Annotated in this window: 9 protein-coding genes; 7 read left to right on the top strand and 2 right to left on the bottom strand. The window is 70.2% G+C overall.

Annotated features, from left to right (window positions below; genetic code table 11):
- Positions 1–246: 246 nt before the first annotated feature.
- From FHS07_RS12510 to FHS07_RS12480, 7 genes are all read left to right on the top strand, one after another.
- On the top strand, positions 247–1,272 hold the full coding sequence (locus FHS07_RS12510; RefSeq protein WP_183420253.1) for a LacI family DNA-binding transcriptional regulator: 1,026 nt from the start codon (positions 247–249) through the stop codon (positions 1,270–1,272).
- A 320-nt stretch (positions 1,273–1,592) separates the two neighbouring features.
- Entirely contained in the window at positions 1,593–2,699 is a 1,107-nt protein-coding gene (gene chvE / locus FHS07_RS12505) for a multiple monosaccharide ABC transporter substrate-binding protein (RefSeq protein ID WP_183420774.1), read from the top strand.
- 163 nt (positions 2,700–2,862) lie between these two features.
- Positions 2,863–4,389, top strand: coding sequence for a multiple monosaccharide ABC transporter ATP-binding protein (gene mmsA / locus FHS07_RS12500; protein WP_183420772.1), 1,527 nt, complete (start codon positions 2,863–2,865; stop codon positions 4,387–4,389).
- Positions 4,376–5,641 carry a multiple monosaccharide ABC transporter permease gene (gene mmsB / locus FHS07_RS12495; RefSeq protein WP_246383580.1) on the top strand — a complete coding sequence of 422 codons (1,266 nt, stop codon included), beginning with the start codon at positions 4,376–4,378 and terminating at the stop codon, positions 5,639–5,641. The genes mmsA and mmsB overlap by 14 nt, the downstream gene beginning before the upstream one ends.
- A gap of 218 nt (positions 5,642–5,859) precedes the next feature.
- On the top strand, positions 5,860–7,209 hold the full coding sequence (locus FHS07_RS12490; RefSeq protein ID WP_183420251.1) for a sensor histidine kinase: 1,350 nt from the start codon (positions 5,860–5,862) through the stop codon (positions 7,207–7,209).
- Positions 7,197–7,862 (top strand): LuxR C-terminal-related transcriptional regulator, encoded by a 666-nt coding sequence (locus FHS07_RS12485; protein ID WP_183420249.1) that lies wholly within the window; start codon positions 7,197–7,199, stop codon positions 7,860–7,862. The genes FHS07_RS12490 and FHS07_RS12485 overlap by 13 nt, the downstream gene beginning before the upstream one ends.
- On the top strand, positions 7,859–8,704 hold the full coding sequence (locus tag FHS07_RS12480) for a hypothetical protein (RefSeq protein WP_183420248.1): 846 nt from the start codon (positions 7,859–7,861) through the stop codon (positions 8,702–8,704). The genes FHS07_RS12485 and FHS07_RS12480 overlap by 4 nt, the downstream gene beginning before the upstream one ends.
- Before the next feature lie 77 nt (positions 8,705–8,781).
- Here the strand turns inward: FHS07_RS12480 and FHS07_RS12475 are convergent, their stop codons facing one another.
- Both FHS07_RS12475 and FHS07_RS12470 read right to left on the bottom strand, forming a co-directional pair.
- Positions 8,782–9,663 carry a hypothetical protein gene (locus tag FHS07_RS12475; protein WP_183420247.1) on the bottom strand — a complete coding sequence of 294 codons (882 nt, stop codon included), beginning with the start codon at positions 9,661–9,663 and terminating at the stop codon, positions 8,782–8,784.
- Between the two features lie 262 nt (positions 9,664–9,925).
- Complete coding sequence (locus FHS07_RS12470; protein ID WP_183420245.1) at positions 9,926–14,179, bottom strand: DUF3418 domain-containing protein; 4,254 nt, start codon at positions 14,177–14,179, stop codon at positions 9,926–9,928.
- Between the last annotated feature and the right edge of the window lie 28 nt (positions 14,180–14,207).

Genomic DNA, 14,207 nt, shown 5'->3' with positions numbered 1-14,207 from the left:
GGCATCCGGCTCCTGCGCCGCCGCGGCGCCGCTCCGCGCCGGCATCTCGCCGCCGTCCCGGCCGTGGCTCGCAGCCGCGGCGTCGGCGAGATGCCGTCTCGCGCCGCGAAGCCGCTCCACCCCGCGGGCACCCCACGCCCGCCCCGGTCGACACGCTCTTCACCCCCGCGCGCACCCCCTCGTCGTCGTCGGCTATCCTCGTGTGACCGGTCACGCAGCAGCGCGGGACCCGCAATGAGGCGGACGATGAGCGACACCGATATCCCGGAGGCGACAGGGCGCGCCCCGAGCATCCGCGATGTCGCCCGGGTGGCGGGGGTGTCGTACCAGACCGTTTCGCGGGTGATCAACAACAGTTCGCAGCTGCGCCCCGAGACGGCGGCGAAAGTGCGTTCGGCGATCGCCGAGCTGAAGTTCGTGCCGAACCAGGCCGCCCGAGCACTGGCGACCAGCCGGTCGCGTCTCATCGGCGTGCTGGGCCCGCGCGTGACGACCCACGGCGTGGCATCCATGGTGCAGGCGGTCGAGTCCGCCGCACGCGCCGCGGGGTATCGGCTGACCGTCACGAATCTCGCGACGAGCGACCCCGACGACGTCCGCGCCTCGATCGACCACCTCATGCAGCAGTCGATCGAGGGGCTCATCGCGGTGGCGCCGCAGACCCGTGTGATCCCGATCCTCGAGGAGTTGCAGCTTCCGGTGCCGGTGCAGACCGTGACATCCACGGGTGTCTCGACCTCGCACAACGATCAGGCCGCCGGAGCGCGTGCCGCCGTGCGCCATCTGATCGAGCTGGGGCACACCCGCATCCTGCACATCGCCGGCCCCCGGGACTGGGTCGAGGCCGACCATCGCATGCGGGGCTATCTCGCCGAGATGGATGCGAGCGACCTCCCGCCGCGACCGCCGATACTCGGCGATTGGACGGCGCAGTTCGGCTACGAGGCAGGACGGGAGCTGCTGCGCACGGAGGACGTCACGGCCGTGTTCGCGGGGAACGACCATATGGCGCTGGGGTTCATGCATGCCGTTCGAGCCATAGGTCGCTCCGTCCCCGAGGACATCTCGGTGGTCGGCTTCGACGACGTGCCCGAGTCGGCCCATCTGTGGCCGCCTCTCACCACCGTTCGGCAGGACTTCGTGGGGATCGGCACGCGCGCCGTCGCCGACCTGCTCACGACGCTCGGCGAGTTCCGGGGCGACGTGCCCGCTGCCGAGCCCGACCACCTGCGGCTGATCGTGCGGTCGTCGACCGCGCCCCCGTCGCGCTGACTTCGTCACGTTTCGGCAACGGCTGGATGTCAATCGCACCGGGACTTGACAGGTCGACCGCCGGGCGGGGTAGCATCACACACACAATGTGAACGGTCACATGACCGGGTCACACGGCCGACGGGACTCGCTGCGGAGCGGATCCGTCGAGACGAAGACGTTTCGAACGACGCGGGTCTCCCACGCCATCGACCGGCCCTTCGTTTCGCCCCGGAGGCCGTGCGTGCTCGGAGTGTCCGTCAGCAGTGCCTGCGGTGGCCTCCAGGGGGAGACATCGCGACTAACACCCAATGGAGGGAACCAGAGTGAAGAAGCACAGCATGCTCAAGGCGGTCGCCGGAGCCGGCGTCCTGGCGCTCGGCATCGGTCTCGCGGGTTGCGCGGGCGACCGTACCGGCGGCAACGCGGGTGGCGGCGAAGAAGAGGCCGGCGGCATCATCGGCGTCGCGATGCCCACGCAGCAGTCGGAGCGCTGGATCGCCGACGGCAACAACGTCAAGGCGCAGCTCGAGGAGCTCGGCTACCAGGTCGACCTGCAGTACGCCAACGACGACATCCCCACCCAGGTCTCGCAGATCGAGAACATGATCTCCTCGGGCGCCAACGCCCTGATCATCGCCTCGATCGACGGCACCACGCTCACCGACGTCCTGCAGCAGGCCGCCGACGCCGACATCCCCGTCATCGCCTACGACCGCCTGATCAACGGCACGCCGAACGTCGACTACTACACGACGTTCGACAACTACAAGGTCGGCGTGCAGCAGGCCACGTCGCTGCTCACGGGTCTCGGCGTGCTCGACGCGTCGGGCGCCGACACGGGCGCCGCGGGTCCGTTCAACGTGGAGCTGTTCGCCGGTAGCCCCGACGACAACAACGCCACGTTCTTCTGGCAGGGCGCCATCGACACGCTGCAGCCCTACCTCGACAAGGGCACGCTCGTCGTCCCGTCGGGTCAGACCGAGTTCGGCCAGGCCGCGATCCTCCGCTGGCTGCCCGAGACGGCGCAGGAGCGCATGGAGAACATCCTCACGGTCATCGGCTCCACCAAGCTCCAGGGTGTGCTCTCGCCTTACGACGGTCTGTCGATCGGCATCATCTCGGCACTCACCTCGGGTGGCTACTCGGTCAGCGACCTGCCCGTCGTCACGGGTCAGGACGCCGAGGTCGGCTCGATCAAGTCGATCATCGCCGGTGAGCAGTACTCGACGATCTTCAAGGACACGCGCGAGCTCGCCAAGCAGGCCGTGACCATGGTCGACGACATCCGCAAGGGTCAGACCCCCGAGGTCAACGACGAAGAGACCTACGACAACGGCGAGAAGGTCGTCCCGTCGTACCTGCTCGAGTCGACCATCGTGACGAAGGACAACTACAAGGAGATCCTGATCGACAGCGGTTACTACACCGAGGCCGACCTGGGCTGATCCCTCCGGGAGGGCTCCGGCCCTCCCGCCCCGCCTCCGCCGCGGCCCGACCGGGTCGCGGCGGAGGCTCCCGCGGAGATGCGCGACGCGCACCCGCCCCCCATCATCCCGACCGGCGACGAGCCGGTTCTGCAAGGAGGACCTCGTGAGCACCATCCTCGAGATGCGCTCGATCACCAAGGAGTTCCCCGGCGTCATCGCGCTCGCCGACGTGTCGCTGACCGTCGAGCGCGGAACGGTTCACGCCATCTGCGGCGAGAACGGCGCCGGCAAGTCGACCCTCATGAAGGTGCTCAGCGGTGTGTACCCCGCGGGCGATTACCGCGGTGAGATCGTCTTCGACGGCAAGACCGTCGAGTTCAAGGACATCCGCGACAGCGAAGCGGCCGGCATCGTCATCATCCACCAGGAGCTGGCGCTCAGCCCGTACCTCTCGATCGCCGAGAACATCTTCCTCGGCAATGAGATCACCCACCGCGGGCTGATCGACTGGGATGCCACGAACCGCGAGGCGGCCAAGCTCCTCGCCCGCGTGGGTCTGGGCGACAGCCCCGACGTCCCCGTCAACGAGATCGGCGTCGGCAAGCAGCAGCTGGTCGAGATCGCCAAGGCTCTGTCGAAGGACGTCAAGCTCCTCATCCTCGACGAGCCGACCGCCGCGCTCAACGACGACGACTCCGAGCACCTGCTCGACCTGATCCGGCACCTGCGCGGCCAGAACATCACCTGCATCATCATCAGCCACAAGCTGAACGAGATCCGCGCGATCGCCGACGAGGTCACGATCATCCGCGACGGGCGCACGATCGAGACGCTCGACGTGGCCACCGGCGGCACGAGCGAAGACCGCATCATCCGCGGCATGGTCGGCCGTGAGCTCGAGAATCGCTATCCCGACCGCGACGTCGAGATCGGCGAGGAGGTCCTGCGCATCGAGGACTGGAACGTCAGTCACCCCACGGACGCCGCGCGCACCGTCATCCACCAGGCGAACCTCAACGTCCGCGCCGGTGAGGTCGTCGGCATCGCCGGTCTCATGGGCGCCGGCCGCACCGAGCTGGCGATGAGCGTGTTCGGCAAGAGCTTCGGCTCGCGCATCTCGGGCTCCGTCTACATCAACGGCAAGAAGGCCGACACCTCCACGGTGCCCAACGCCATCCGCAGCGGTCTCGCGTATGTGACCGAGGACCGCAAGGGCGCCGGCCTCAACCTCATCGACACGATCAAGCGCAACATCTCGCTCGCCGGAATGCGCAAGCTCGTCAAGGGCGGCTTCGTCGACGGTGACGAGGAGTACCTGGTGGCCAACCGCTACCGCAAGTCGATGAACATCAAGGCCCCCAGCGTGGACGTGGTCGTCGGCAAGCTCTCGGGCGGCAACCAGCAGAAGGTCGTCCTGTCGCAGTGGCTGTTCTCCGACCCGGAGGTGCTGATCCTCGACGAGCCGACCCGCGGCATCGACGTCGGCGCGAAGTACGAGATCTACACGATCATCAACGCCCTCGCGGCGCAGGGGAAGGGGGTGCTGGTCATCTCCTCGGAGCTGCCCGAACTCCTCGGCATCTGCGACCGCATCTACACCCTCAGCGAAGGCCACATCACCGGCCAGCTGCCCATCGAGGAGGCAACTCCCGAGGCACTCATGGTGCTCATGACGAAGGAAAAGGAAGCCGACCATGTCAGCGCTTGACAACACCGTGACCCCGAAGGGTCCCGCCACGCCGAAGGGTCCCGTCGGCGGCGGCGCCGGCGGCGGTGCCGGGGGCATCGTGCAGTTCTTCACCTCGCGCCTGCGCGAGATCGGCATCTTCATCGCCCTCATCGTCATCGTGCTGCTGTTCCAGGCACTGACCGGCGGGCGTCTGCTCACCGCAGGCAACGTGTCGAACATCATCGTCCAGAACAGCTACATCCTGATCCTCGCGATCGGCATGGTGATGATCATCATCGCCGGCCACATCGACCTGTCGGTCGGCTCGGTCGCCGCCTTCGTCGGTGCCGTGTCGGGTGTGCTCATCGTGCAGTGGGGCTTCCCCTGGTGGCTCGGTATCGCGCTGTCGCTCCTGCTCGGTGCGGTGGTCGGTATGTGGCAGGGCTTCTGGGTCGCCTACATCGGCATCCCGGCGTTCATCGTGACGTTGGCGGGCATGCTCCTGTTCCGCGGTCTCACGCAGATGACCCTGGGCAACACCCAGATCACGCCCTTCCCGGCCGAGTACCGCCAGCTCGGCGGCGGCTATCTCTTCCCCGACCTGTTCCCGGCCGCCTCGTCGCCGGCGGAGTGGATCACCGTCGCGCTCGGCGTCCTGACCCTCGTGCTCTTCGTGGTGTCGCAGGTGCGCCAGCGGGCGAAGCGTGCCGCGCTCGAACTGCAGAACGAGCCCCAGGTCGCCTTCCTGGTCAAGCTCATCGGTGGCGGCGCGCTCATCGCGTACCTCACGTACCTGCTCGGTGTGGCTCCCGGCTCGCGTGGCACGCCCATCGTCCTCGTCGTGCTCGCCGTGCTGATCATCGGGTACTCGACCGTCATGAGCCGTAGCGTCTTCGGGCGCCACATCTACGCGATCGGTGGAAACCGCACCGCCGCGAAGCTGTCGGGCATCAACACCCGCCGCGTGGACTTCATGCTCTTCGTGAACATGGGCGTGCTCGCGGCCCTCGCCGGCATCGTCTTCACGGGCCGCCTGAACTCCGCCGGACCCGGTGCCGGAAACCTCTTCGAACTGGATGCCATCGCGGCATCCTTCATCGGTGGAGCTGCCGTTCAGGGTGGTGTCGGCCGCGTGGTCGGCGCGATCGCCGGTGGTCTGGTCATGGGTGTGCTGAACAACGGCATGTCGCTCATGGGCATCTCGACCGACGTGCAGCAGTTCATCAAGGGCCTCGTGCTCCTGCTGGCCGTCGCCTTCGACGTGTGGAACAAGAACCGCACGCGCGGGTGATCCACGCCCTCCTCGAACGCCCCGTCGCCTCGTGCGGCGGGGCGTTCGCGCGTTCAGGGATGTTCCCGCGTGAGGGGTCACGTTCTCTCGCCTGGCATCGTGCGCGGCGACAGGACGTGACCCCTCACGCGCGGGTGCCGGGACTTTCGGGATAACCCGAATCCAGCCGGGGGCTGACCGGGAGGTGTCGCGAGGGCCGGAGTCCTAGCGTGGATGCCATGACCACGGCATCCGTTCTCCCGCCCCCGCCGCCGCTCCCCGGCTCCTCTCCGGCCGTCGACGCTTCCGGCCCCCGGGCGGAGCGGCCCACCTTCCCGTCGCCCGTGCCCCCGAAGGTACGCGTCGCCTCGGCCGGCCGCGTCGCCGGTGCGGCCGCGCACCTCGCCGCCCTCGGCGTCGTCGGCCCGGCCGTCTTCACGGCGCTTCTCGGTCTGTTCGGCTCGGGCTTCGGATTACTCCCCGCTCTGCTCATCGGCGTCGTGGTCCTCGTCGCCTTCGTCTATGCCCTTTTCGCGGTGGCGTGGTTCGAGCGGGCCCGCGTCGACGGCCTCTACGGCCTGGGGCTCGCGCCGATCCGCCCGCGCCGCAGCCCGAAGCCCGGTTTCGTCGGGGTGCTGCACACCATCTGGCTGCAGGCCATCGACCCGCTGCAGTGGCGCGCCGTGGCATCCTTCGCCATCGCGACGGTCCTGGGTCTCGCCACGATCGCCTCGATCAGTGTCGTGTCATGGGGGATCGGTCTCACGGCGAGCCCGATCTTCGGGTGGTCCGACACGCGCCTGCTCGGCATCGTGCCGCTTCCCGGGATCGCGGCGCCCCTGACCGGGATCGCCGCGGTCATCGTCGCGCTCGGTGTGATCGTCGGCCTCGCGATCCTGCACGGTGTCATCGTGCGGGCGATCTTCGTGCCCTCCCGCGAGGCGCAGCTGGTCGAGCAGGCCCGCACCTCCGACACCCGCCGGGCCGGCGCCGTCCGGGCCGCCGAGGTGGAGCGCACGCGCATCGAGCGCGACCTGCACGACGGCGTCCAACCGCGGCTCGTGTCGATCGGCATGACGCTGGGCCTGGCGCAGACGAAGATCGATGATGACCCCGAGGCCGCGAAGGCCCTCGTCGCCGAGGCCCACGCCTCGACGAAGTCGGCCATCACCGAACTGCGCCAGTTGGCCCGCGGCATCCACGCCTCGGTGCTCGAGGACAGGGGACTGGATGCGGCCCTCTCGGCCCTGGCATCCCGCTCCCACATCCCGGTGACGCTCGATGTGCGCCTGCCACGGCGGTGCGGTCGTGCCGCGGAGGAGGCCGTGTACTTCGCGATCGCCGAGACCCTCACCAACGCCGCCAAGCATTCCCGCGCCGCCGCCTGTCGTGTCGACGTGCGGGTGCGCGAGGACGGCTCGCTCTGGGCCCGCGTCGAGGACGACGGGCTCGGGGGCGCACGGATCGTCCCGGGCGGAGGCCTCGACGGCATCGTCAACCGCGTGACCGCCGCGGGTGGCACGGCGCGCATCGACAGCCCGCAGGGCGGTCCGACCACGGTGGAGGTGAACGTCCCGTGCGCGTCCTGATCTGCGAGGACTCGGTGCTGCTGCGCGAGGGGCTCGTGCGCTTGCTCGCCGACGACGGCCACGAGGTCGTCGCCGCCCTTCCGGATGCCGCCGGGCTCGAGGCCGCGGTCGCCGAGACGGCTCCGGAACTGTGCATCCTCGACGTGCGGCTCCCGCCGACCTGGACCGACGAAGGGATCCGCGCGGCGATCGCGCTGCGGTCCCGGCATCCGGGGCTCGCCGTGCTCGTGCTGTCGCAGTACGTCGAGGAGCGGTACGCGAGCGACCTCATCGCCGACGGACAGGGCGCCCTGGGCTACCTGCTGAAAGACCGGGTGGCCGACGTCGCCGACTTCCTCGCCGCGGTCGCATCCATCGCCGGCGGCGCCACGGTGCTGGATCCCGAGGTCGTGGCGCAGCTGCTCACCCGGCGACGTCGTGACGAGAGGCTGCAGAGTCTCACCGACCGCGAGCGGAGCGTTCTCGCGCTGATCGCCGAGGGCCGGTCGAACCAGGCCATCGCCGGTGCGCTGTTCGTGAGCGAGGCCAGCGTCGAGAAATACATAACCGCCATCTTCACCAAGCTCGGCCTCGAGCAGGACGAGACCGGCAACCGCCGCGTCATCGCCGCCCTCGTGCACCTCGGCCACGACCACACCGGAGCGACCTCATGACCTCGCAGACCACCCTCCCGACCCCCGTGGCCCCCGAGCCGCCCCGCCGCCGCGGCGCCGCGTTCGTCGTGTCGGTGATGACGATCGTCGTCGGCTCGTGCGTCGCGCTCGCCACCCTCGCCGGCACCGGGGTGTCGGCGGTGGCGAGGATGGCCGACTGGCGGGGCGACACGTCGTCGTACGAGGTGCCGCCCGACAGTTCGGCGTCATCGCTCACCGACCTGGAGATAGACCTGGCCGGGGGTGAGCTCACGGTCGAGTACGGCGATGTCGAGTCGGCTCAGCTCGATGCGGACGGCCGCGGCCCGCAGGGGTGGACGTTCGACCAGGTCGGGGATTCCCTGCGCGTCGCCTCACCTTCCGGCTCGTTCGTCGACGCGGGGCGCGGGCCGCGTGCCACGCTCATCCTGCCCTGGGAGCTCGATGGGTCCGGGATCACCGCCGACATCCGGGTCACCGGCGGTGCGCTGGAACTGACCGGCGGCTTCGGCGACGTCACGGTGGAGGTCGCCGGAGGCGTCGCCACTCTCGACGGTGCGGCGCGCGACATCGACGTGACGGTGACGGGCGGATCGGCCATGGCCGCGATCATGGATGCCGAGGCGGCCGCGTTCGAGGTGGCCGGGGGCGAGCTGACGGCGACGCTCAGCGGGGTCGCCCCGACGCGCACCGACGTCGAGGTGACCGCCGGCTCCGCCGACATCACGCTGCCCGACGACGAGTATCGCGTGCGCGTCGACGACGGGCTGGGCGCGGTCGACAACGGCCTGCGCACGAGTTCGTCGGCCACGGCCACGGTCGACGTGACCGCGACGATGGGGTCGGTGAGGCTTCGCTCCTGACGGCGCACGTGAGGGGTCGCTTTCTGTCGCCCGGATTCCGGTTCGGCGACAGAGAGTGACCCCTCACATGTTGCTGGTCAGTCCGCGGTCGGACCGTTGCGACGTGCGCCGGAGCCCCGTCGACGGGAAACGACCAGCCAGACGATGAGACCGGCGATGACGAGGATCGCGACGACGAGCAAGATCCAGGGCAGCACCGGAGCCGAGTCCGCGACCGGAGCGGGCGTCGGGCTCGCTGAGGGTGTGGCGCTGGGGGTGGGGGTCGCTGAGGGGGTGGCCGGTGCGGCCGCGACCTGGACGACGGCGGACGCGAGCACGGTCTCTCCGTCCGACAGGGCGATCGTCACCGATCCCGCGCGTGCGGGTGTGAACTCGACGGTGGCGGTCCCGTCGGTGACGGCGGTCGTGATCGACGGGCCGGTGGAGCCTCCGTCGGAGAATGACCCGCCGTCCGCGGAGTCGAGGCCGAAGCCGACCGTCTGGAGGCCGTCGACCTTCGCCTCCACCTGCGTCTTCTGCCCGACGACCAGCGAGGAATCGACCTCGATGATGGGGCTCTGCGACGTGGCGGTGGGCTGCGGTGCCGACCCGCTGACCGTCACCGATACGGTGCCCAGCACGGTCTCGCCGTCACCGACGGCGACGGTGAAGGTCCCCGCCTGCGTGGCGCGGAAGTACGCCGTGGCCTGGCCGTCGGTCGCCGGGCTGCTGACGTCGGTGGAGCCGGCCCCACCCGACTGCGTCGAGAGCAGGCCCCCCGGTGAACCGGCGAGACCGAAGAAGGCGTCCTCCAGCCCGCCCAGCCCGGTTGCGGTGATCGTCGTGGTCTCGTTGACCGCAACCGTGCTGGGGTTCGCGCTCACGGCAGCCGTGCCGCGTGCCGAGGCCGCGGTGCCGCCGCCGACAGCCAGAAGAGTCGTCAGGGTGACCAGGGCGACGAGCTGCGTGATGCGTTTCATGGGATCTTTCGGAGTCGGAGTCGGTCGCCGGCCGGCTCGGATGTCCGCCGCGGAGTGCGGAGGACGAGACGGCCACGACGACATGGCGAGGGTGAACGGCGGCGTCTTATCCGTCGGAACGGCTCGACCGCCGTCGGTCGTTCGTCTCACCGTGGCGGACATCCCCCATCGGGCGCAACGTCCATTTGTGGCCATGTCCGCAACCGGGCGCGCCCGTCATGGCATCCTCCGCGCTTCGGCCACCTCCGCGCGCCCCAGGCCCTCAGCCCTTCAGGGCCTTCGCGATGCGCTGCGGCGACACTTGCTCGGCGGTGCCGAGCCGCTGGGCGAACAAGCTCACCCGCAGCTCCTCGAGCAACCAGCGCGTCTGCACGAGATGAGCCGGGGCGCCGGATGGGAGGGGCAGCGTGCCCCCGGCCTCGACGAAGCCCGCGGCGGCGCGTTCGAACTCGGTCATGCGCTGGCGGTCACGGCCCGGGTTGTCGGTCAGGGTCTTCACGCGCTCGAGCGCGCCCGCCAGGTACCGCGGATAGTGCTGCAGGCGCGGGAGGCCGGCCCGCGAGAGGAAGCCGGGGAACAGCAGACCCTTCACCTGACCCCGCACGTCGTTGAGCGCGCCGAGGAGCGTGATGGATGCCGCATCCTTCATGGCCCGCTCCACCTCGCGTTGCGCGAGAAGGATCTTCGCCGCGAGCGAGACGGTCTGGAACGTGCGCTCGACGGAAGCGGCCGAGAACGCGTCGCGCACCCGCTCGAAATCCGCCTTCGTCCGCACGACCCCGCTCGGGTTCTCGCGCCCCAGCAGGTCGTCGGCGAGGGCGACGCGGGCATCCTCGATCAGGGCCTTCGCGTTCTGGTACGGGGATGCCGCGAGTGCGAGCTTCTCGTTCGCGGTGAGGTGGTCGAGCACGTAGCTGGCGGGGGAGGGGACGGCGAGCAGCATGAGGCGCAGGACGCCCGCGCGCGTGAACCGCGCCGCATCCTCGGGGGTGGCCTCGACGCGCAGAGCCACACTGTCGCCCTCGTCGACGAGAGCCGGATACCCGCGCACGACGCCCCCGGCGACGGGAGTGTCGACGACCTCGGTGAGTTCGTCGAAGTCCCACGTGGTGAGCGTCGTACGCGAGGCGAACGCGGGGGAGGCCTCGGCGACCTTCGCCGCGGCGGAACGCGCGGCGGGACGCTCGCGGGTGATGGCCGACTCGACGCTCGAGCGGGCCTTCTCGGCCAAGCGGCGCTGCAGCGCTCCCAGGTCGCGATCGCTGCCGATCGTGCGACCGCGCGTGTCGACGGCGCGGAACGACGGCATGAGGTGCGCGGGCACGCGGTCGAGCTCGAAGTCGGCGGCGCTCACCCGTTGGTTCGCCACCCGCTGCACGAGGGCGGCGAGAGCGTCGACCAGGGTCATCTTCGGCAGACCGTTCGCGTGCTCGGGGCCTTTCTCGGCGAGTTCGGCGCTGAACTTCTCGGCCCAATCCGCGGCGGGTACGACGTTGCGGCGGATCGTCTTCGGCAACGCCCGGAGCAGTGCCGTGACCAGTTCGTCGCGCATGCCCGGCACCTGCCAGTCGAAGCCGTCCGGGCGCAGCTGGGCGAGCAGGGGGAGCGGCACGACGACCGTGACACCGTCGTCGGGGGCTCCGGGCTCGAAGCGGTAGGCGAGGTTCAGCGTCTGATCGCCCTGACGCCAGCGCGCGGGGAACGCCCGGTCATCCCCCTGCGCGCGGTCGCCGGTGAGGTCGGACTCCCGCAGATCGAGCAGGTGGGGCGTGCGGGCGACGGCATCCTTCCACCAGGTCTCGAACGAGCGCACGTCGGTGACGTCGGCCGGAATGCGCGCGTTGTAGAACGCGAAGACCGCTTCGTCGCCGATGAGGATGTCGCGGCGACGCTCCCGCTCCTCGATCTTCTCGAGCAGGCGGCGCTGCTCGACGTTGCGGCGCAGGAACGCGGTGAGCCGCTTGTCGAGCACCGACGGGTCCCATTCGCCCTCGACCAGCGCGTGGCGCACGAACATCTCGCGCGCGAGCGGCCGGTCGAAGCGCGCGAGCTGCACGCGGCGGCGGCCGACGAGCTCGACCCCGAAGAGGGTGACCTTCTCGTAGGCGGCGGCGGAGCCGGCATCCTTCGACCAGTGCGGCTCGCTGAGCGAGCGTTTCACCAGATCGGGAGCGAGGTCTTCCGCCCAGGCGGGGTCGACGGCGGCGACCGTGCGGGCGAACAGGCGCGAAGTCTCGACGAGTTCGGCGGCCATGACGGCTGCGGGGCGTTTCTTCTTCAATCCCGAGCCGGGGAAGATCGCGAACCGCGCGCCGCGCGCCCCGACGTACTCGCCCTTGACGGGTCGTGCGTCAGTGGGGGCTTTGCGGTCCTTGGTCTGCGCCATCGTGCGGGGATCCAGGATGCCGAGGTGCGACAGCAGTCCGGAGAGGATCGCGCGGTGGATGGCGTCGCCGGCGGCGTGGCCCTCGGGGGCGGTGTCGCCGTGCCCTCCTCGCGCCTGCGCCGGTGGATGTCCCTTCCGGCTGGTGGCGGCGGGCCCTTGCGCCACCTGTGCCGGTGCATGTCCCGAATGGTGTTGCTGAGAGCGGTGTGAACCCACCATGTGGTTCTGCGAACGACCCTCGCCGCGCCCGCCCTCGCTGCCCAGCGACCGCAGCTGTCGGTGCACGTCGACCCACTCGCGCACGCGCACGTAGTTGAGGTGCTCGCTGCGGCACAGGCGCCGGAAGGCGCTCGATCCGAGCTCGGCCTGCTTCTCCTGCAGGTAATCCCAGAGGTTCAGCAGGGAGAGGAAGTCGCTGGTGGGGTCGGTGAAACGCGCGTGGAACCTGTCGGCCTCCTCGCGGCGCTCCTCGGGGCGCTCGCGCACGTCCTGGATCGACATGCCCGACACGATCGCGAGCACCTCGGGCTGCACGTCGTGCCGTCGCGCCTCGATGAGCATGCGGGCGAAGCGCGGGTCGATCGGCAGCCGCGCGATCTCGCGGCCGATCTCGGTGAGCCGCGGGCCGCTCTCGTCATGGCGGCTCGAGCGCCGGCGCGACGGATCGCCGTCGTCGCGCACGTCGCGCTCCCGCGATGACTCGCTCCCGCCCCGTGCCCCCGGTGCCGGCAGCTTCACCGCGCCGAGCTCCACGAGCAGGTCGAGTGCCGCCTTCACGCCCCGCGAGTCGGGCGGGGTCAGGAACGGGAACGCCTGGATGTCGCCGAAGCCCAGCGACAGCATCTGCAGGATGACGGACGCCAGAGACGTTCGAAGGATCTCCGGTTCGGTGTACTCCGGGCGGCGCGCGAAGTCGTCTTCGGAGTAGAGCCGGATCGCGATGCCCGGCGACGTGCGGCCGGCGCGCCCGGAGCGCTGCTGCGCCGACGCCTGCGAGACGGCCTCGATCGGCAGCCGTTGGATCTTCGAGCGGTTGCTGTAGCGGGAGATGCGCGCGGTGCCGGTGTCGACGACGTACCGGATGCCGGGGACCGTGAGGCTCGTCTCGGCGACGTTGGTGGCGAGGATGACGCGGCGGCGGACGCCCGCGACGCTCGAGCGCTCGAAGACGCGGTGCTGCTCGGCGGCGGAGAGGCGGCCGAAGAGGGGGAGCACTTCGGTGGGGGCGGCGTCTTTCTGGTACGCCCCGCGGATGGCATCAGCGGCATCCCGGATCTCGGCCTCGCCGGGGAAGAAGACGAGCACGTCGCCCGCGGACTCCCGGTCGAGTTCGCGCAGGGCGGCGACTACGGCACCGACCTCGTCGACGTCGTCGTCGGAGCGACCGGCCTTCGGGGCGGGACGTGTCGAAGGCCGGACCCTCTGCGGCCCGGAGGCTTCGCGGCCGCCGGATGCCGGGGCGTCGGTGCCGTCGTCATCCGTATTCTCGCCCGCGTCGGCGTCGCCACCCGACGGCCGGTATCGGATCTCGACCGGGTAGGTGCGCCCCGACACCTCGATGACAGGCGCCGGCACCGGATCGCCGCCGGGTTCGGTCGGGGCCGCCGCGAAGTGCCGCGCGAAACTCTCGGGGTCGATCGTGGCCGAGGTCACGATGATCTTGAGGTCGGGGCGCTTCGGCAGGATGCGGCGCAGGTACCCCAGCAGGAAGTCGATGTTCAGCGAGCGCTCGTGCGCCTCGTCGACGATGATCGTGTCGTATCGGCGCAGCAGTCGGTCGCGGTGGATCTCGTTGAGCAGAATGCCGTCGGTCACCAACGCCACTCGGGTGTCGGCCGACACCTTGTCGGTGAAGCGCACCTTGTAGCCGACGGTGGAGCCGAGGGGCACCTTCATCTCGTCGGCGATGCGCTCGGCGATCGTGCGCGCCGCGATGCGGCGGGGCTGCGTGTGGGCGATCGAGGTGCGGCCGAGTTCGAGGCAGATCTTCGGCAGCTGCGTCGTCTTGCCGGAGCCGGTGGCACCCGCGACGATCACGACCTGGTGGTCGCGGATGGCGCGCGCGATCTCCTCCCGCGCGGCACTGACGGGCAGCTCGGGCGGGTAGACGATGACGGGTTCGACAGACACAGCCTTTCAGCTTATCGCGCAGCCGCGC

Origin of the sequence: Microbacterium proteolyticum, from assembly GCF_014192415.1 — a bacterium.
Classification (GTDB): domain Bacteria; phylum Actinomycetota; class Actinomycetes; order Actinomycetales; family Microbacteriaceae; genus Microbacterium; species Microbacterium proteolyticum.
Note: the sequence above shows the minus strand (reverse complement) of the source record. Positions and strands in the feature narration are given on the sequence as shown.